Annotated in this window: 17 protein-coding genes; 7 read left to right on the top strand and 10 right to left on the bottom strand. The window is 59.9% G+C overall.

Features of this window, described 5'->3' with window-relative positions; translation table 11 throughout:
• Positions 1-48 precede the first annotated feature (48 nt).
• From FOM92_RS12065 to FOM92_RS12085, 5 genes are read left to right on the top strand one after another with little or no spacing between them, the layout of a single operon-like run.
• Positions 49-1,635, top strand: coding sequence for a GMC family oxidoreductase (locus tag FOM92_RS12065; protein WP_143777111.1), 1,587 nt, complete (start codon positions 49-51; stop codon positions 1,633-1,635).
• Positions 1,636-1,676: 41 nt separating this feature from the next.
• Complete coding sequence (gene thrC / locus FOM92_RS12070; RefSeq protein WP_143777112.1) at positions 1,677-3,083, top strand: threonine synthase; 1,407 nt, start codon at positions 1,677-1,679, stop codon at positions 3,081-3,083.
• Positions 3,084-3,114: 31 nt separating this feature from the next.
• Entirely contained in the window at positions 3,115-3,993 is an 879-nt protein-coding gene (locus FOM92_RS12075) for a class I SAM-dependent methyltransferase (protein WP_143777113.1), read from the top strand.
• Between the two features lie 8 nt (positions 3,994-4,001).
• Positions 4,002-4,370 (top strand): dihydroneopterin aldolase, encoded by a 369-nt coding sequence (locus FOM92_RS12080; RefSeq protein ID WP_143777114.1) that lies wholly within the window; start codon positions 4,002-4,004, stop codon positions 4,368-4,370.
• Complete coding sequence (locus tag FOM92_RS12085; protein WP_143777115.1) at positions 4,367-5,128, top strand: SDR family oxidoreductase; 762 nt, start codon at positions 4,367-4,369, stop codon at positions 5,126-5,128. The genes FOM92_RS12080 and FOM92_RS12085 overlap by 4 nt, the downstream gene beginning before the upstream one ends.
• Before the next feature lie 11 nt (positions 5,129-5,139).
• Here FOM92_RS12085 and FOM92_RS12090 read toward each other — a convergent pair whose 3' ends face one another.
• From FOM92_RS12090 to FOM92_RS12105, 4 genes are read right to left on the bottom strand one after another with little or no spacing between them, the layout of a single operon-like run.
• On the bottom strand, positions 5,140-6,915 hold the full coding sequence (locus FOM92_RS12090; RefSeq protein WP_143777116.1) for a hypothetical protein: 1,776 nt from the start codon (positions 6,913-6,915) through the stop codon (positions 5,140-5,142).
• 19 nt (positions 6,916-6,934) lie between these two features.
• Positions 6,935-8,317: a sulfatase-like hydrolase/transferase gene (locus FOM92_RS12095; protein WP_170226877.1), complete on the bottom strand. Its 1,383-nt coding sequence runs from the start codon at positions 8,315-8,317 to the stop codon at positions 6,935-6,937.
• Positions 8,314-8,724, bottom strand: coding sequence for a GtrA family protein (locus FOM92_RS12100; RefSeq protein ID WP_143777118.1), 411 nt, complete (start codon positions 8,722-8,724; stop codon positions 8,314-8,316). Before FOM92_RS12100 ends, FOM92_RS12095 begins: the two co-directional genes overlap by 4 nt.
• A 5-nt stretch (positions 8,725-8,729) precedes the next feature.
• Positions 8,730-10,322 carry an NAD(P)/FAD-dependent oxidoreductase gene (locus FOM92_RS12105; protein ID WP_425473387.1) on the bottom strand — a complete coding sequence of 531 codons (1,593 nt, stop codon included), beginning with the start codon at positions 10,320-10,322 and terminating at the stop codon, positions 8,730-8,732.
• A 399-nt stretch (positions 10,323-10,721) separates the two neighbouring features.
• Between FOM92_RS12105 and FOM92_RS12110 the strand changes: the two genes are divergently transcribed.
• Positions 10,722-12,224 carry a DEAD/DEAH box helicase gene (locus tag FOM92_RS12110; protein WP_143777119.1) on the top strand — a complete coding sequence of 501 codons (1,503 nt, stop codon included), beginning with the start codon at positions 10,722-10,724 and terminating at the stop codon, positions 12,222-12,224.
• A 77-nt stretch (positions 12,225-12,301) separates the two neighbouring features.
• Here the strand turns inward: FOM92_RS12110 and purH are convergent, their stop codons facing one another.
• The 6 genes from purH to htpX all read right to left on the bottom strand — a co-directional run bounded on the left by purH (position 12,302) and on the right by htpX (position 19,091).
• Positions 12,302-13,891 carry a bifunctional phosphoribosylaminoimidazolecarboxamide formyltransferase/IMP cyclohydrolase gene (gene purH, locus FOM92_RS12115; protein ID WP_143777120.1) on the bottom strand — a complete coding sequence of 530 codons (1,590 nt, stop codon included), beginning with the start codon at positions 13,889-13,891 and terminating at the stop codon, positions 12,302-12,304.
• Between the two features lie 4 nt (positions 13,892-13,895).
• Entirely contained in the window at positions 13,896-15,614 is a 1,719-nt protein-coding gene (locus FOM92_RS12120) for a heparinase II/III family protein (protein WP_143777121.1), read from the bottom strand.
• The gene (rpe, locus tag FOM92_RS12125) at positions 15,611-16,273 is read right to left on the bottom strand and encodes a ribulose-phosphate 3-epimerase (RefSeq protein WP_143777122.1); all 663 of its coding nucleotides are present in this window, start codon (positions 16,271-16,273) and stop codon (positions 15,611-15,613) included. The genes FOM92_RS12120 and rpe overlap by 4 nt, the downstream gene beginning before the upstream one ends.
• A 60-nt stretch (positions 16,274-16,333) precedes the next feature.
• A complete protein-coding gene (locus FOM92_RS12130) occupies positions 16,334-16,867 on the bottom strand; it encodes a GNAT family N-acetyltransferase (protein WP_143777123.1) in 534 nt (177 codons plus the stop codon).
• 5 nt (positions 16,868-16,872) lie between these two features.
• Positions 16,873-18,144: an RsmB/NOP family class I SAM-dependent RNA methyltransferase gene (locus FOM92_RS12135; RefSeq protein WP_143777124.1), complete on the bottom strand. Its 1,272-nt coding sequence runs from the start codon at positions 18,142-18,144 to the stop codon at positions 16,873-16,875.
• Positions 18,145-18,206: 62 nt separating this feature from the next.
• Positions 18,207-19,091 carry a zinc metalloprotease HtpX gene (htpX, locus tag FOM92_RS12140; RefSeq protein ID WP_143777125.1) on the bottom strand — a complete coding sequence of 295 codons (885 nt, stop codon included), beginning with the start codon at positions 19,089-19,091 and terminating at the stop codon, positions 18,207-18,209.
• 65 nt (positions 19,092-19,156) lie between these two features.
• Here htpX and FOM92_RS12145 point away from each other — a divergent pair, with 65 nt between their 5' ends.
• Positions 19,157-19,321 (top strand): DUF1674 domain-containing protein, encoded by a 165-nt coding sequence (locus FOM92_RS12145; protein WP_143777126.1) that lies wholly within the window; start codon positions 19,157-19,159, stop codon positions 19,319-19,321.
• Positions 19,322-19,341: the final 20 nt, after the last annotated feature.

Raw genomic sequence — 19,341 nt, forward strand, 5'->3', positions numbered from 1 at the left:
GCCAGCAATTAACCGTCCGATTAAACCCTCCACCGAAGAGGAGACGGCATGGACGAATTTGACATCATCGTGGTTGGCGGTGGATCGGCTGGCAGCGCGGTGGCAGGGCGCCTTTCCGAAGGTGGCCGGTTTAAAATATGCCTGATCGAAGCCGGCGGCAGCAACAACAATATGCTGATCAAAACGCCGGGATTCATGCCCTTCATCCGCGGTGCGTCCAACTGGAAATATGAAACCGTACCTCAAAAGGGACTGAACGGCCGGACAGGCTATCAACCGCGCGGGCGCGGGCTGGGCGGGTCGAGTGCAATCAACGCCATGGTCTACATACGCGGCCACCAATGGGATTATGACAATTGGGCCGCGCTTGGTTGCGATGGCTGGTCCTATGCGGATGTGCTGCCCATATTCAAACGTTGCGAAGACAATGCCCGCGGTGCCAACCCGTTTCATGGCACCGGCGGCCCCCTGTCGGTCATGGACCAGCATTGGCCGCAAGCAGGAAGCCTTGCCTTCATCGAAGCGGCGGCGGAGCTGCAACTGCCACGCAATTCGGATTTCAACGGCGCAAGCCAGGATGGTTTCGGCCTGTATCAGGTCACACAAAAAGGTGGCGAACGCTGGACAGCCGCGCGGGCATATGTCGAACCGGCCCGCGACCGCATGGAGATCATCACCGGCGCCCTTACGGAAAAAATCCTGGTCGAAAACGGGCGCGTCACAGGCGTCGTCATATCCCAGGGCTGGGGCCGGAAACGCACCATCCGTGCGCGCGGCGCGGTTGTGCTTTCGGCAGGTGCGTTCGGAAGTCCGCAGATATTGCAGTTATCGGGCATCGGTCCCGCAGCACATCTGCAGAGCGTCGGCATAGATGTCGTGCACGACAAGCAGGCGGTCGGCGCAGATTTGCAGGACCATATCGATTATGTTTCGAGTTTCGAAACCACGTCGAAAGACGATTTTTTCGGTGATTCCCTGCGCGGCACGATCCGTATGGCAAAGGCATTTTTCGAACACCGGCGCAAGCGGACCGGAATTCTGACCACATGTTTTGCTGAAGCCGGCGGTTTCTGGCGGTCCACTGCCGATGCGCCCGCACCCGACATCCAATATCATTTTGTGCCCGCCATGCTGGAAGATCACGGGCGCACCAAGGTGAAGGGCCACGGATTTAGCTGCCACGCCTGCGTCCTTCGTCCCGAAAGCCGCGGCACCGTACGCCTCGCCTCGCCCGATCCTCGCAAAGCACCGCTGATCGATCCCGCATTCCTGACCGATGATCGCGACATGGCAACCCTGCGCCGTGGCGTGCGCGAGATGCATCGCATTTTCAGCGCACCGTCGCTCGCGGCCTATGGCGGAATAGACCGTCACCCCGTCAACATCGACAATGATGCCGAACTGGATGCCCTGATCCGCAGCCGCGCCGACACCGTATACCATCCGGTAGGAACCTGCCGCATGGGTTCCGATGCCGATGCGGTGGTCGATCCACGGCTGAAATACCGGGGGCTGGATGGCCTTTATGTTGCCGACGCCAGCATCATACCGCGGCTGGTTTCGGGTAACACCAATGCGCCCAGCATCATGATCGGAGAGCGTGCAGCCGAATTTATCCGCGCCGATTTGCAATAATCTTGCGGAAAGCTGCCCGCACCGCTAACGGCGGGCGCGCTATGGGCAACAACAGCACAGAATATTTCAGCACGCGCGGAAATGCGGATATCCTTGATTTCGCAGGCGTCACCCTTACCGGTCTTGCGAGTGACGGCGGGCTCTATGTTCCGCGTCATTGGCCGCGGTTCACACCCGACCAGATTTCCGACATGCGCGGGCTGGACTATGTGGCGCTCGCCGCACGCGTCATGGCACCGTTTACCCAGGGCGTTCTGAGCGAGGATGAACTGCAGGACCTCTGCAAAGCCGCCTATGGCAGTTTTGCCCATGGTGCGATTGTCCCGCTGAAGCAGCTCGACAGCCAGCATTTTCTGCTCGAGCTGTTCCATGGCCCCACATTGGCATTCAAAGATGTCGCGTTGCAGTTGCTGGGCCAGTTGTTCGAACGTTTTCTGACTGGAACCGACAAGAAACTGACAATTGTGGGCGCGACGTCGGGCGACACGGGTTCTGCCGCCATTGATGCCGTGGCAGGGCGCGACCAGATCGAGATTTTCATGCTGCACCCGCACGACCGGGTATCGGATGTGCAGCGGCGGCAAATGACGACGATCCTTGCCCCCAATGTGCACAATATCGCCATTGAAGGCAGTTTTGACGACGCACAAGCGATGGTCAAACGCATGTTTGGTGACAGCGACGTCAATGGTCCCCTGACCCTGTCGGCCGTCAATTCGATCAACTGGGCCCGGTTGATGGCGCAGGTCGTCTATTATTTTGCTTCGGCCCTGCGGCTTGGCGCGCCCGATCGTGCCATTGCCTTTTCCGTCCCGACCGGCAATTTCGGTGATGTCTTTGCAGGCTATGTCGCTGCCCGGATGGGATTGCCGATTGAAAAGCTGATCGTTGCCACCAATGTGAACGACATATTGCACCGTGCCCTGGCCCATGGTGACTATTCGGTGTCGGGCGTTACCCCGACGGCAGCGCCGTCGATGGATATCCAGGTGTCGAGCAATTTCGAGCGTCTTCTGTTCGATCTGGAGGGTCGCGACGGAGCGGCCACGCTGGCACGGATGCGGGCTTTTGAGGCCAGTGGCCACATGCAGATCGCCGCCGAAATGCGGGCCAAAGCCGATATATTTGTCAGCGCGCGGGCCGATGCCAATGACATGGCGCTGGCGATGCGCTGGGCCTATGAACATTGCGGGGAAGTTCTGGATCCGCATACCGGAATCGCGCTGCATGCCGCGCGCGCCGAAAAAATCGCATCGCATATTCCGGTGGTAACCCTTGCCACCGCACATCCGGCAAAGTTCCGCAACGCAGTGGAACGGGCCACCGGTGTTCGTCCCGCCCTGCCCCAGCGCCTCGCCAATCTGTTTGAACGCGAAGAGCGTTTTGACATTTTGCCGGGTGATTATGACGCGGTGCGCGACTATGTTCTCGCAAGGGCCGCGCGATGATATCTGGCCTGAACGCACATTAAAGCCGAACATGGAAACCCGATTCGTCACCCTGACCAGCGAACCGCGCCCCGATTATACCCTGATCGACAGCGGCAATGGCCGGAAATATGAAAGCTATGGCGACCGCCGTTTCATCCGCCCCGAACCACAGGCCATGTGGGCACCGGCGACGGAAGACTGGGATGCGGATGCCGAATTTGTGCCGGGATCGGACGAGGATGGTGGCGGTCGCTGGTATAACAACCGTCCGGTTCCGATGGATGGATGGCCGCTTGTCTGGAACGACGAAGTCACTTTCAATGCACAGTGCACACCGTTCCGGCATCTGGGATTTTTCCCGGATATGGACCCGGTCTGGCGCTGGATGCGTGGTGAACTGGCCGGCGTGGAAAATCCGGTGGCGATGAATCTGTTTGGCTATACCGGCGTCGGGACACTCGCCCTTTCTGCGGCAGGCGCACAAATGGTGCATGTCGATGCCTCAAAAAAATCCGTCGCCCAGGCCCGCGCCAATGCGGAAATGTCGGGCATGAGCGGCCGGCCGATCCGCTGGATCGTCGACGACGCTGCAAAATTTGTTGCCCGTGAAGTCCGCAGGGAAAAGCGGTATGACGGCATCCTTTTGGATCCGCCCAAATATGGCCGCGGGCCCGAAGGGGAAGTGTGGCGGCTGGAGGAAGATTTGCCCGGTCTCATCGCCAATTGCCGCAAATTGCTGGATGATCAATCCCATTTTCTGTTCCTGACGGTGTACGCGGTCCGGATGTCGGCACTGGCATTGGGTGGATTACTCCATTCCCATTTCGCGGATTTGGGTGGCAAGGTCGAGTTCGGGGAACTGGCCGTCCGGGAACAGGCGCGGGGCCTGTTGTTGCCCACTGCAATATTCGCGCGCTGGTCGCGATAAGGAGGATTATGGCCGACTCCCTGATACTTGAAGTGCATGATCTGGTCGTCAATGTCCTCACCGGCATTTACAGCCAGGAAACACATTTGCCGCAACCGCTGAAAATTTCGATCAGCGCGACACTGGATATTGCCGATCGCTACACACCGGACACGCCGCTGGATGCGTCTAAAAACTATATGACGTTGAAAGAGGCGGCGACCCATCTTCCCGAAGGTGTCCATTTCACCCTGATCGAAGCGGTTGCCGACCACATCATCGAAAAGCTGTTCGCCGACGATGCGCGTATCAGCCATATCAGCGTCAAGATCGTTAAACTGGCCATTGCCGAAGACGGGGAAGCCATCGGCATCACAATGGCGCGGAGCCGCAAATGACAGTCGGCGCGCCGCTCGCTTTGGTCACGGGCGGCAAGCGCCGCTTGGGCGCCGAAATTGCAAAGACCCTGGCGAAGGCGGGCTATGCCCTTGCGCTGGTCAGCCATGTGGACAAGGAACCCGATGCAGATCTGCTGCAGATTATGGCCGGGCAGAATAGCGAATGGCATGCTTTTACCTGCGACCTTGGAAATCCCGAAAATGCGGGAAAGCTCATTTCCGAAGTGGCGGCACATTTTGGCCGGCCTGTGGATTTGCTGGTCAATAACGCCGCCATGTTTGGACAGGATGACTGGCACGGCATGGATGTCCATTCTCTGGAAGCCCATTTCCGGCTGAACCTGTTTACGCCGCTGCTGTTGGCAAAGGAAGTTGCACAGGCGGCCGGTGGCGGCCAGCGACCCGCCATTGTCCATATTCTTGACCAGCGTATCACCAATCCGCATCGCGACCAGGTCAGCTACACCTTGTCCAAACAGGCGCTGGCGGCTTCGGTCCGGTCGATGGCCGCATCCTTCGGATCTGCGGCGCGGGTAAATGGTGTTGCACCCGGACTTGTCATTTCCACCGACGATTATGACGACGCGCTTGAGGGTCGCCTGGCCCGGATGATGCCGTTGGAAGCCCTGCCTTCACCCCAGGCGGTGGCCGAAGCTGTATTGTATCTTGCGCGGGCGACGGATGTGACCGGCCAGACAATTTTTGTCGACGGCGGCGCCCATTTGAAAAGCTTTGACCGCGATTTCATGCATCTTTGAAAGATGCACGTTTAACGCACGCGCCAGACCTTGATCCCCTCGCCCCGCGTTCCCAGCGGTTCAAGCCATTGCGGAACTTTCCCCTTTTCCATCTGTGCCCATAATCCAGCCGGATCTTTGCGGGCATAAATGGCAAGCTCGGTTTCCGCGGTACACAGCGCCAGATAATCGATCCCCCGCGCCTTTATCAGCTTGTGCGCGGCATCGGGTGGGGAACGGAACATCTGGATATGGTCGTGCATCGCCTGCTCGTTACGGTGATGGCTGCTGGCAAGCACGCTATGCGGTGTTTGCGCCAGAATCGTGGGGCCCATGTCGAAGGTCGACAGAAAATTCCCCTTGGGCAGAGAACCAAGCGCACGGATCGACGGGGCCGACTGGCACAATATATCGGCAGCCTTGGTTTTGGCCTTGGCCGTGCTGGCATTGCCACTGTCCGGCAGCGCACGGATCAGCGACGACATGGCAGCCCCGGGAACCAGAAGAACAAGGATCGCGGCAATCAGGCCAATTCTGCGGATCGGAACCTTGGCCTGGCGATATTGCCGGAAAAGCACGGCGATGAAGCTGGCGGTCACGGGGATGGCAAAGGCGGTCGCCACCGAAATGGTGCGAACGACGAGCAAGGACAGCAGCAGTCCGAAGAAAAGGAAAAAGCCGATCGTCAAAAGCTGGCCCCGGGCTTCGCCCCGTACACGGGCGCTCAAAAGGAACCAGCTGATTGCGCCTGCAACCAGCCCTGCCGACAGGTTCAGCGCGACCCGCCATGGCTGGTGCCAGATGGGCAGGCCTTCGGTGACATTGCTGTACCAGTACGTACGGACCAGCGGGTCCATGCCGCCAAATGCACCGCCGACGCATTGGGGCGCCATCGACAGTAAGAGCGCGAGTGCAAGACCACCGGCCAATGCTGCCGCGCCCAGACGCATTTCCCACCGGACCGGGTTCAGATAGGTCGCAGGGATCATGACAAAAGCGGCGGCGGCAATCGCAAACATGTGCGGCGGCGAAATGGTGTCGCAATAGGTCGCAGCGTAAAGCCCCTGCGCCTGCGTCCCGAAGAAGAGCAACGCTGTGCACAGGGTGAAGCTGATGATCGTCCAGAAAAGCCGCCCCTCAACACCCGATCCCCGCACCCAGCCGATGCCGAGAAACAGGAAGAAGGCCGCAGTCATCGGCGCACCTTCAAGCGAGATATGCAGCCATACCGCCAAGGCAAGCCCGAGCAGGATACCGGCCTTGCGCACATCGGCACGGAACAGGGTGGAAAGGGCAAGCACGGCCATGGCAATCTGCCAGCCATGATGGTCGATCCGCATGGGACGCAGTTGCAGGAGCAACGCGCCCGATGACAGCGTTATCAGCGCTGCCGCAACGCCTGCTTCCCGCGATGCGATGTGGGTTGCGATCCGTGCAAGCATGTAGCTGACCCAGCCGAGCAGCAGCAGCGGCACCGCAATCCCGGCGACAATCTCTGCCCACATCTGCCCCGTCAGCGGGCGGAGAGCCAGGATAATCAGGGCAAGCGGAACTTCGACCAGCCGCGACCAGTGCATCGGCGCGCCGTCGGGGCGGTTCATGCGATATTGTGTGGTGTCAAACCAGCTCTGCCCGTTCAGAAAATCGCGCAACTGCACGAGCCGCAGGGCGTCATCGGGGTCCCACCCCGCCAGCGTGCCGATCTGCGGCCAGCTCGACCAGACCAGAGCGACGCTTACCAATAGCCATAATATCGCCAGCAGCCGCACCGGCATCGTCTCGCGACCTTTTTGCGCCCCAAAGTTCATCGGATACCCCCGCCTCGCTTTAACGCGGTGCAGCGTTCTTGTCTGCCTCATCTTTACGGCGCAGATAGAGCCAGGGAACATGGCCGGGATCGAACTGGGTCCGGTGATGCCGGTCAAAATAGGGCGGCATATGGTCGCCGACGAGCAGGATGTCCGCATCGGGGAAATCGGACGCGGTAATCTCATCCGCCAGAGCAGTCTGGATGTCGTGGTAAATGGCAAACTGGCGGCAGATCTGCGGATATTCCGCCTTCAGAAAGGCCGAAACACGCTCGCAATTGTCGACGTTCAGATTGAGTCCCGACGGCACCGGCAAATGGGAATTCAACGTCAGCCAGTACAGGAATGTCGGTTTTTGCGCCGCCTTCAGCTTGGCCGCGATTTGCTGCGGTATCTGCCGGTCGCACGCGCCGGGAAACACACCGCCGCATTTTTCGGCGCCGGCCTTCATCATGTCCTTGCCGAATTCGCGTTTGGCAAAACCGATATTGGGATACCATTGTTCCCGCTTGAAGAAGGAGCCGGTAAAGCTGTGCATAGCCAGCGTGTCATAGCCCTTTTTCGCCAGAACACTGGGCAGGCACCCTGTATCCTTGCGGTCGAGAAGGTCATAATAATCGCCCCAGCGCCCGCACAATTCACGGATTTCACCAGCGGTGGTGCTGTTATAATAGGGCGCGGTTCCGCGCTTGAATTCGTACCGGGCCTGGACAGCGCTATTGTCGACAAGCGGCGCGAACAACAGCTTTGCCATTTCGGGATTGTCCTTGGGCAGGCCCATGGCCTCCACCACGATCAAAACCAGATGGCGCTTGCCATCGGCCCGTGCGGCAAATCCGCTGTCCCCTGTTGCCGAACCGAAAAGCGCACCTTCGGGTGCGGCGCGGAAATAATGGCCGCGCATATCCTTGCCCATCCACAAGTCGACAGCGGCAAGCGACACAAAGGCGGCGGCGGCAGCAATGATGAGCATCGGCCGCGCAAAATCGCTGTCGCGGCGCAAAAGTTTGTAGGCGGCAATCATCACACCGATAATAACCGCCGCGCCCGCGATATAATCGAACGAGTTTGAAGGCTTGATCTCGGCAAAGAACTGCAATGAGTAAAAGAGCGACGACATGTCGAGATTGAACAGCCCGCCAACAAATTTCAATGTCGAGAAGGTCAATATGCCCACAAAGGCCAGATAGCGGATCGCAAAGGGCATGCGTTTGACGACAAGCCCGATCAGCCCAGCATAGACTATTTCCATATGCCGCGGGGGTGCGCCTGAAAACCACATGGCGGCAAAGCCGATATTGGCCAGCACCACCCATATCAGGATCCAGTTTCCGAATTTCCGGACTTCGTCATCAACCTGCAAAAGGGCAGGTCTTGCGGCTTGGGCGGTCAAGGTTGTCACCGGAATACCCCCCATTTGCGCATGGCATAGACGGCAACAAAACTGATGCCGATCGCCACGGCTTTTGACGCGATGGGTTCGATACCAAAGCGGCCGAGAATTTCGACGGTGGTGACAGTAATCCCGAGGCCCACCAGAGCAGAGCCTGCAAACAAAGCCCGTTGCACATGCAGCGCCGCGCCATCGCGTGTCTTGCCCGTGAAGACAATATTGGCGCTGACCAGCCAGTGGATGACGATACCCACACAATAGCCTGCCGCCGACGCAATGGTCGGGTCGACCGCCACGGCCACAAGGCCGGAAAACAACGCCACGTCAAACAGCAGCGCAATGATGCTGGCGGCGAGATAGCGCGTGATCGTAAACCGGTGCCAGAGCACCAGTGCCGAGGCGATTGCGCGGTCCATGGCGCTTAGGCAGCCTGGCCGATCTTGCGGCCTTGGCCGTTATCGTCCGTATCCTTGACGATACGGCGCGGAACTTCGCGTTCGGACTCGAGCGCAGCGGCTTGGTCCTCGGTCACCTTTGCAACCATGACCTGCTGTGCACCTTCATCGCCGGCTTCGTGATATTCGGCGTCTTCGTTCACGTTCCAGATATTGTAGACGCGCGATCCTGCGACGATGTTTTCGACCGTCAGCATGGCCGTCATCATGGCATGATCCTGGTTGTTATACCGGTGCATCCCGTTCCGGCCTACCATATGCAGGGTCGGGTAGAGCGTTTCGAGTTCGGACCGCATGGCTTCGACATTGGCGGCATAGTCATCGTCATAAACGGGATAGGCCTTTTCCTGACGGACAACGGCACCACCCACGACATCCTCTGCCTTGCACAGCCCAAGGATCGCCATTTCCTTTTTAGCAAGCTCGATAAGATCGGCATCGCTCGACGACCAGAGGCCGTCATTTTCGAAGCAGAAATATTCAAGGCCGACGCAGGCAATCGAGGGATCGGGAACCATTTCGGGCGACCAGCTGCGGAAATTCTGTACGCGGCCAACCTGTACCTTGCTGTCGTGGATATAAATCCAGTTGTCGGGAAACAGATCCTTCGACTTGATCATCAGGGCGACCGTCAAAAAGTCACGATAGCGCAAATTCATGGCGGGCATCGAACATTGTGGCAGCGGGTGGATACGTGCCGAAAGCTCGCGCATCGGCGCGCTGCTGATGACATGCTTTGCACAAATCAACGCTTCGGTGCCATCGGTCCGGGTTGCCGACAAGCGCCAGTCACCATTGCTGTCCTGTGCCAGTTGCTTGAAGCGGTGGCCCATCAATACCGTGTTGCCATTCGACACCACAAAGTCGCGGGCCGCGTCCCACATCATGCCGGGTCCCAGACGCGGATAGCGGAAGGTTTCCAGCAATGTCTTGGTTTCCATGCCGTCATTCGGTTTCCTGTTCAGACCGAAAGACCGTTTGAGGCCATCGACGACGGCGGCACCGAGGCTGAGGCCCTTAATACGCTGTGCGGCCCAGTCGGCAGACATTTCGTCGCACGGCATACCCCATACTTTTTCCGTGTAGGTTTTGAAAAAGATCGAGAACAGCTTTTCGCCAAACTGGTTTATCGTCCAGTCCTGGAAGCTGCGTACATTTGTATTGGGGTAGAGCTTTGCCTTCGCATAGCTGATCATGCATTGGGTGGAACGGACGATGCCCAGATTGAACAGGGCCTCGAATGCCCGCAGGGGATAGCTGTAGAATTTTCCTTCATAATAGATGCGGCTCATCCGCGGACGCTGGATAAAGTCGTTGGGCAGGATTTCATTCCACAGGTCAACGACCTCTTTCGACTTTGAAAAGAAACGGTGCCCGCCAATATCAAAACGATAGCCGTCTACTTCGACAGTCCGGCTGATGCCCCCGACATAGCGCTCATCCTTCTCGATGACGGTGACGCTATATCCTTTTTTGGTCAGGAGATATGCCGCAGTCAGGCCGGCAGGCCCCGCTCCGATAATCGCCACGTCAACTGAGTTCTGGCCCTGAGCAATCACTTGTAATCCCCCGTAGATATGTATCGGGGAAATCTGTGAACGAAATGCCCTAATAGATGGTTAACGCGGGGTTACAGAATCGCCAAAACGCGGCAGATAATGTTACCGAATATTGCGACCAGCTAATATTATCTTGCTTTTAGTGCCACCGGGGAGCATAGGGCCGCCAAGCGTATGAGGCGAGCGGACATAACCGCCGCAGTATTGGCAGCGTGAGGGCCCGGACGAACCGGCTCCGCCAATCGGACAAGATACGCAAAGCTTAGAGGCTTCCCATATCACGCAGGGTTGTTTCCAACGGGTCGGCACAAGCCGCTCCCGAACACCTGCTGTTGCGCCCGTGCGATCCTGTCTGAAGGGTCTGTGCGTTGGGGCGAGACGACTATTGAAAGTAATTTTATGTCTTTTTTCCATGACCTGGGCCTCGCCCAACCTATCCTGAAAGCGCTTGAGGCGGCCGGATATGATACCCCCACGCCGATCCAGCAGCAGTCGATCCCGCCGCTGCTCCAGGGCCGCGACCTGTGCGGAATTGCGCAGACCGGAACCGGCAAGACGGCGGCATTTGCCCTGCCGTCGCTTCACCATTTTGCGACAAAGCCCAAGGCACGCCAGCAATATAGCTGCCGGATGCTTGTGCTTTCGCCGACGCGCGAACTGGCCGCGCAAATTGCGGAAAGTTTCCGCACCTATGGCAAGTTTCTTGGCCTCAAGATCGATTGCGTCTTTGGTGGCGTGCCGATTTTCAGCCAGAAAAAGCGGCTTGCAGGCGGCGTCGACATTCTTGTTGCCACGCCGGGCCGCTTGATCGACCTGATCGAGCAGCGCGCGATTACCCTGAAGGATGTCGAGATTTTCGTGCTCGACGAAGCCGACCAGATGATGGACCTCGGTTTCATCCACGCCTTGAAACGGATCGACCAGTTATTGCCGAAGCAGCGCCAGACGTTGTTTTTCTCCGCCACCATGCCCAAGGCTATTGCCGAACTGGGCAACCGTTTCCTGAACAACCCTGTTCGCGTGTCGGTTGCCCCTGCGGCAACCACGGCAGAGCGGGTGGAGCAGTTTGTAACTTTCGTCGAGCAGCGCGAAAAGCAGACCCTCCTGACCCTGAAGCTGAAGAGCGAGGATATCGACCGCGCTCTGGTCTTCACCCGCACCAAACATGGTGCCGACCGCGTTGTGCGCGGCCTTGCAGGTGCAGGCATTCAGGCTGCCGCCATTCACGGCAACAAAAGCCAGGGCCAGCGCACCGCCGCCCTGCAGGCATTTCGTGACGGCAAGATCAAGATTCTGGTGGCCACCGATATTGCCGCGCGCGGCATCGACGTTCCGGGCGTCAGCCATGTGTTCAATTTCGAACTGCCCAATGTTCCGGAACAATATGTCCATCGCATTGGCCGGACCGCACGTGCGGGACGCGAAGGTGTCGCCATGAGCTTCGTTGCCGGCGATGAGCGCGGCTATATGAAGGATATCGAGCGCCTGACCGGCGTACGCGCTATGACCTTGGGCCTGCCCGAAGGTTTCCGTGCGGCAGTCGCTGCCTTGCCCCCTCCCATCGCGGATAAAAAGCCGCAGCAGTCCCGCGGTGGTCGCGGCGGTGGTCACCCCGGTGGCGGTCGCAGCAACTATGCCGGCAAGAAACTGGGCGGGAATAATGGCGGCATCGGTCGCAACGGTGAAACGCGCCAGCGTACACCGACCCCGCAAGGTGGCTGGTCACCCGCTGTTGGGCCCCGTGATGATGCACAAGCGGCGCGCGAACGCATGCCGACCGCCGACCGGGCCTTTGCCGCACGCAAGGAAAGCCGTCGTGACCCCGGTGCACCGCCACGCAATTACGGCCCGAAAAAATCGGGCCCCGGCAAATATCGCAATGCTGTAAAGCGCGCCGGATAAGCATATTTGGTCCCGCCGTTTTTTTGCGGAAACGCTTCGGAAAAAAACGGCGGAGACTGGCTACCCGGCGGGCAGGTTTAATGCCGGAAGTGGCGCATCCCTGTGAAGACCATCGCCAGACCGGCTTCGTCGGCGGCGGCAATCACCTCATCATCGCGCATTGAACCACCGGGCTGGATCACGGCGGTGGCCCCTGCTTCCGCTGCGGCCAGCAAGCCGTCGGCAAAGGGGAAAAAGGCGTCCGATGCCACAGCCGATCCGACTGTGCGCGGGGTTTCCCAGCCATAGGTTTCGGCCGCTTCACGTGCCTTGATGGCGGCAATACGCGCGCTGTCGCGCCGGTTCATCTGGCCTGCGCCAATGCCCGCGGTCGCGCCATCCTTGGCATAGACAATGGCATTGGATTTGACATGCTTCGCAACCGTCCAGGCAAAGCGGCAATCCGCCAATTCCTGTGCGGTCGGCGCGCGCTTCGTAACCACCTTGAACTCGCTATCGGCGACATGGCCATTGTCCCGCGACTGGACCAGCAATCCGCCGGTGATCGGCTTGATTGCAAGACCCCCGCGCTTGGGATCGGGCAAATTGCCCGTCAGTAACAGGCGCAGATTCTTTTTCTTTGCAAACACCGCCTTGGCCGCGTCGTCAGCGGCAGGCGCCGCAACCACTTCGGTGAAAATTTCGGTGATCGCCTCGGCCGTTGCGCCGTCGAGGGGGCGGTTGACGGCCACAATTCCGCCAAATGCCGAAACGCTGTCGCATTCGAGTGCCGCCCGATAGGCGTCGATCAACGTATCGCCGCTGGCCACACCGCAAGGGTTGGCGTGCTTGACGATAACAACCGTCGGCGGGCCATCGCGAAACTCGCTGACAAGTTCGAGTGCGGCATCAGCATCGTTATAATTATTATAGGACAGCTCCTTGCCCTGCACCTGCTCGGCCTGCGCAATGCCGGCACCATGCGGTCCGACAGGGACATAAAGCGCGGCACGCTGATGCGGGTTTTCGCCATAGCGCAGTTCTTCGATACGGTTGCCATTGACCGCGAGCATGTCCGGAAACAGTTGCTGCTGGTCGGCAAAGGCGAACCACTGGCTGATCATGCTGTCATAGGCCGCGGTCGCGGAATAGGCCTTGGCCGCGCATTTCCGGCGGAAATCATAGCTGGTCTTCCCGCCGCTTTCCTCCAGCTCGGCCACCAGATTGTCATAGTCGGCGGGTTCGGTAACTATGGTGACATAGGCATGGTTCTTGGCCGCGCTGCGCACCATTGAAGGGCCACCAATATCGATATTCTCGATAATCTCGTCGCGGCTCGCGCCCTTCATGACGGTCTGGGCAAAGGGGTAAAGGTTGACGACAACCAGATCGATCGCGCCGATGTCATGTTCTTTCATGGCGGCGGCATGTTCGGCATTGTCACGGACGGCCAGCAGGCCGCCATGGACCTTGGGGTGCAGCGTCTTTACCCGGCCATCCATCATTTCGGGAAAGCCGGTCAGCTCGCTGATATCCTTAACCGCCAGACCGGCGTCGCGCAGGGTCTTTGCGGTCCCCCCTGTCGACACCAGTTCAACATGCCGCGCCGCCAAGGCATGGCCCAATTCGACAAGGCCGGTTTTGTCCGAAACCGACAAAAGGGCCCGTTTGATTACGACGTCTTCCATGTATTTATCCTAAATGGCGTAATTGCCAGCTGAACGTGAGGCCGCCCTTACCGGAATCGGCGCCGATCACAAGTTGGTGCGTGGGGTGCGGGCGACCTTCTTCGTCGACCCAGAGGCTTTCGTCGACCGCTAGCGTTCCTCCCGCAGCGGCAAAGGCCCAGTTGCTGCCGTCCGCCATCCGCAACAGGGCCGTCTGCTTGTTCTCGGTCGGCATGATCTCGATATCGGGGCCAAGGTGGAACCGGACGTGCACCGGCGTGCCTTCCTTCGACTTCCCCTTGGGAAGCAGCGTGTCTTCGCCGCGCAGTTCGAGCCCGTCCGATCGCAGGATCAAAAGCCGCGAATGGATATAGCCATAATTACGGACATAGCCGTCATGGCTGGCCTCTATGCGTGTTGCCTTGTCGACATCGCGCCGTTCAAGACCGACCTCGGCCACGCCTTTGCCCAGTTGCCCGCCTTGCAGGATGGCGGTGGAGTTGGTGTCGTTGATGCACAGGGTCGAATGCGCCGCCGTCGTGCGCAGACCCCGTGCCAGCGCCACCGGGATGGACGAGCCGACGAGGGCCGCCCCGCCGCAATTCACAATGATCCGCTGACGCCCGTGCGATAATTCAAATGCCAGCGTCGACGCGCAGCCCGATGCCGATTGCCGCGCCAGGGGCGGCGGGCCTGCATCCAGCAGAAGGACCGACTTGCCCGCCGATACCCGCTGATAGCCCCAGTCCAGCGCCTGGCGGTGCGGGCGGGCACGCACTTCGCTCGCTTTAACAAGCGCCTCGATGCTTTCGGCGGCCATATGGGCCGACCCCTGCCATGCCCCCAGCCCGCCATCGGCATGCGTCAGGCCGAGCAGGGCCGGAACGGCGCGGCCGATTGCATCCGACAGAAAGGCGGGCACCATTTCCTTTCGGGCGTTGTAGCATTGTTTCAACAGGCTCAGCAGGCCGATCAGTTCGATCAGCTGCACCGGTGAGCGGGAAACCACACCGCCATCTGCGAAAATTGTTGCCTGCAGGGATGCGGCCAGCCCGTCCTCCCCCACCGCGCGGCGTGCCTTGCCCTCGGGCAGCAGCAGCGACGCCGCGACCACACCGGCCCAGCCCAGGCTTTTGGTGAAGTGGCTTTGTGCACGCGGTGCCGACTGGTCGAGATGGCGCGCGACACGGGCGAAATGGTTGATGACGCGCGACCGGTAAACCGGATCATTGCTGCTCAGCAAAAGCGGCGATCCTGCCGCCATGTTCAGCAGCCGCCACGCACAATTGTCCACGCGCCAGGCGGGCTCGCGCGTTTTCATGCCATTGGCGATCAGCCAGTCATCCGCAATCGATGCCGCGATCGGCGCGCCTTCGCCCCTGTTCGTCGCCGCCGCCAGATCGCGCAGCCAGCCAAAACGGTGGATATAATCCGTCATCGTCGGCGGCAGCGCCAGCTTCTGATAGTCGAGCCCGCTGAACGCCTGTTCGAAACCCTGATAATAGAATTTGCCCATCCGCAGCGCCTGCCCGCGCGCAGCATCGCCGTTCAATATGTCTTCGGGAACGGTGATCAGGCGAAGCGGGACTTTGCCCTTCAGCCGCCCGCTGTGCAGGGGTGTGCGCCAGGTGAGCTTGTAAAATTGCAACGACAGGCGTTCGAAGAGATTTTGGCCCACGCCCGTGGGCCTGACGATCAATGCCGCCTGCCTTACTCCCCCATCGCCTGCGTCATTCTCCGTCATCCACCCCTCAATGCGTGGATGTTGGCGGCATAGTGGCCCGGCCCGCCCTTGAACGTTGCTGTTCCGGCGACCAGTGTGTCGGCGCCAGCCGCAATTGCCAGCGGCGCGGTGTCGACCGTGATGCCGCCATCGACCTCCAGCCGGATATCGCGCCCTGTCTTATCGATCATTTTGCGGATCGCCTCGATCTTGCGCAGCTGGCTGGAGATAAAGCTTTGCCCGCCAAAGCCGGGATTGACGCTCATCACCAGCACAAGGTCGACCTCGTCAATCAGATAGTCGAGCATCTTGGCCGGTGTCGCAGGGTTCAGGACAACCCCCGCCTGCTTGCCCAGCGATTTGATGAGTTGCACCGTCCGGTGGGGATGTGGCCCGGCTTCAGGGTGGAAGGAAATGATATCCGCCCCTGCGTCGGCGAAATCCTTCACATATTGGTCCACCGGCGAAATCATCAGATGCACGTCAAAGGGCTTGCTGCTGTGGGGACGAAGCGCCTTGACCACAGCGGGGCCGATGGTGATGTTCGGCACGAAATGGCCGTCCATAACATCGACATGGATCCAGTCGCAGCCCGCTTCGTCAATCGCGCGCACCTCTTCGCCCAGCCGGGCAAAATCGGCAGAAAGGATCGAAGGCGCGATGCGGATGGCGCGGGTCATGAATGGCGCTTAGCGGCCTGACACGCCAGCGGCAAGGCGAGCCGTTGCGTTATGCACAGCTTATCGCGCGTTTGGACTCGGTTCGCGGCGGTAAATGAACAGGTCACCGATAACATCGGTTGATTCGGCAAATTTGACAAAACCCAATTTGCCCGCGACCTTGTGCGAAGCGGCATTGCCCCGGTCAATGATGCACCGTATCTCGCCCAGTTGCGCTTCTTCATCGGCCCAGTTCAAAATGGCGGTCATCGCCTCTGTCGCATAACCCTTGTTCCACGCGTCGGGGACAAAAGCCCAGCCGGCTTCAGGATAGTCCACCAGCTCGGGCAGGCCGCGTTCGAAGCTAGCCAGACCGCCATTGCCCACAAAGGCACCGGTCGCACGTTCGACAAAGGACCAGTAGCCATAGCCCAATAGGGTCCAGAGCCCGATCCCGCCCAGAAACTTCCCCCAGCTGGTGTTGCGGCTGCGCGGTTCCCCGCCGATAAATTCGGTCATGCGCGGATCTGCCCATGCGGCGGCATAAGCTTCCCAATGCGACAGCGCCATCGGTTCGATGCGGAGCCGTTCGGTTGTCAGCGTCGGTGGAATCATAAATTTCAGGCGCCCTTTCGCTTAAATCGCGCGATGAAAAATCCGTCCATACCACCCTTGTCGGCAAGCATGTGCGGCATGGTCCGGACATCGCCCTGCGCATTGGCGGTCACCCCCTGCGGCAATTCACCTGCGGAGACAGGCAGGGCCGAAAAGTCGGAATGCTTGGACAGGAACAATTCGGCCTGCGCTTCGCCTTCCTGCGGTTCCAGCGAACAGGTGGCATAGACCAGCAGACCGCCGGGTTTCACCCAGTCCGCCGCACGGTCCAGCATCGCGCATTGCAAGGCGGCCAGATTGTTGATCTGTTTGATATCGATACGCTGCAGCACATCGGGATGACGCCGCATGGTGCCGGTTGCACTGCACGGCGCATCGAGCAAGAGGGCATCAAATTGTTCCGACGGTTCCCATTGCATCACATCGGCCGTAACCCGATCGGCATGAAGCTGTGTCCGTTCCAGATTGGCCATCAGCCGGTCCATCCGGCGCGCGCTGTTGTCGAGCGCCGTGACCGCATAACCCGCCGCCGAAAGCTGCATGGTCTTGCCCCCCGGTGCGGCACACAGATCCAGCGCCCGCTTGCCCGAACCATCGCCCAGAAGCCGTCCGGGCAGGCTGGCGGCCAGGTCCTGCACCCACCAAGCGCCTTCATCATAGCCCTGCAATTCTTCCACCGCCGTGCCGCGCGGCAGCCGGACATGCCCCGGCATCAGGCTTTCCCCGCCCAAAAGCGCGGCCCAATGTGCGGTCGAGGCGGGATCGCGCAGCGCGAGGTCCAACGGCGGCGGTTCCGATAAAGCGGCTTGCGCGCCTGCAACCATGTCGTCGCCCCATGCCGGATGCCACCGCATCAGGACCGCTTCGGGCAAGGACGGCAGTTCGGGCAGGGTGACATTCGCCCGCAACAGGGAGCCCAAAACACCATGCACCAAACGGCGCGGACCTTTTTCCACCAACGGCAAGGCTGTTGCGATGACGGCATGGGGCGGCGTTCCCAGCCGCAAAATCTGCGCCAGCGCGAGCCGCAATACCATCCGCGCCTTGCTGTCGTCCGGCAATGCCTGCTTCGTCTTGCTATCGATCAGGACGTCGAGATCGACCGACCAGCGCAGGCTTTCCTGTGCAATGGCAATGGCGAGCGCGCGATCCGGCGGCGAAAGGCCCTTGGTTGCATTCGCCGTTGCCTGATCCATGGGTGTGCCCATGCGCATCACCGCATCAAGCAGGCGCAGCGCAGCGCGGCGGGTGGGCAGACCGGAAATTTCTTCGTTCATGAATGCCCGTTAGGCGGTCACCCGGCGAAGCTCAATCAGATTGTCCCGGCCCCGGCCTGCTTTCAATCCCGACCGAGCGGGTCCAGTGCGCTGCGGCGGGGCGCAGCCGGCATCTCGCCGGTGCGCACTTCCCCTGCAAGATCCTGCAAAGCAGCAATGCGATTTTCCGTTGCGGGATGGGTGGAAAACAGCTCGGACACCTGCGTCGGCACGATGTAGAGTTGCGCCGCCGATGGGTTGGCCTCGCTTACCGGATTGCGAATGGCCTGCGCCGCGCCCGAAATTTTGGCGAGGGCAGAGGCAAGAGCCATCGGCTTTCCGGAAATTTCCGCGCCACCCCGGTCGGCGCCATATTCACGGGTGCGGCTGATCGCCATCTGGACGATCATCGCGGCAAAAGGCGCCACCAGCACCGCGGCCAGGGCCGCAAGACCGCCGCTGCGGTCGTCCCCGCTGCGGAAAAAGAGACCGAAATTGGCAAGCATCGAAATGGCACCGGCGATGGTCGCCACCATGGTCATGATCAATGTGTCGCGATTCTTCACATGTGCCAGTTCGTGCGCCATCACCCCTTCGATTTCATCCCGGTTGAGCATGTTCATCAAACCGGTGGTCGCCGCGACGGCGGCATTTTCGGGATTGCGTCCGGTGGCAAAGGCGTTGGGATGCGGGCTGTCGATAATATAGACTTTAGGCATCGGCAGTTCGGCCCGCTGGGCAAGGTTGCGCACCATGCTATAAAATTCGGGCGCGCTGTCGATGTCGACCTCGCGCGCGTCGTGCATGCGCAGCACGATCTTGTCGGCGTTCCAGAACGTGAAAATATTCATTCCAAAGGCGACGAGAAGCGCAATCATCGCGCCGCCCGTTCCGCCCAGTATATAGCCCAGCGCCATGAACAGCGCGGTCAGCCCGGCCAGTAACATTGTGGTTTTGAGCATGTTCATCTTGCAAATACTCCTGTTGCACCCAATGTGGGAATGCACCGAAAGTCCTTCAAGGAGCATCCGCCATGGGCCAGCGCCCACCCCATGTGAAAGCGCCCGCTTATCTGTCCAAAAGCCCACCCGTGCCGGAGCCCAAGGACGTTGTGCGCAAACCGGAGCCGGATCCCGAGCGGCCGGACCCTGTGCGCTATGGCGATTGGGAACTTAAAGGCGTCGCCATCGACTTCTGAACCACGGCATCGGGCGACAA

Source organism: Sphingorhabdus contaminans, assembly GCF_007280415.1.
GTDB lineage: Bacteria > Pseudomonadota > Alphaproteobacteria > Sphingomonadales > Sphingomonadaceae > Sphingorhabdus_B > Sphingorhabdus_B contaminans.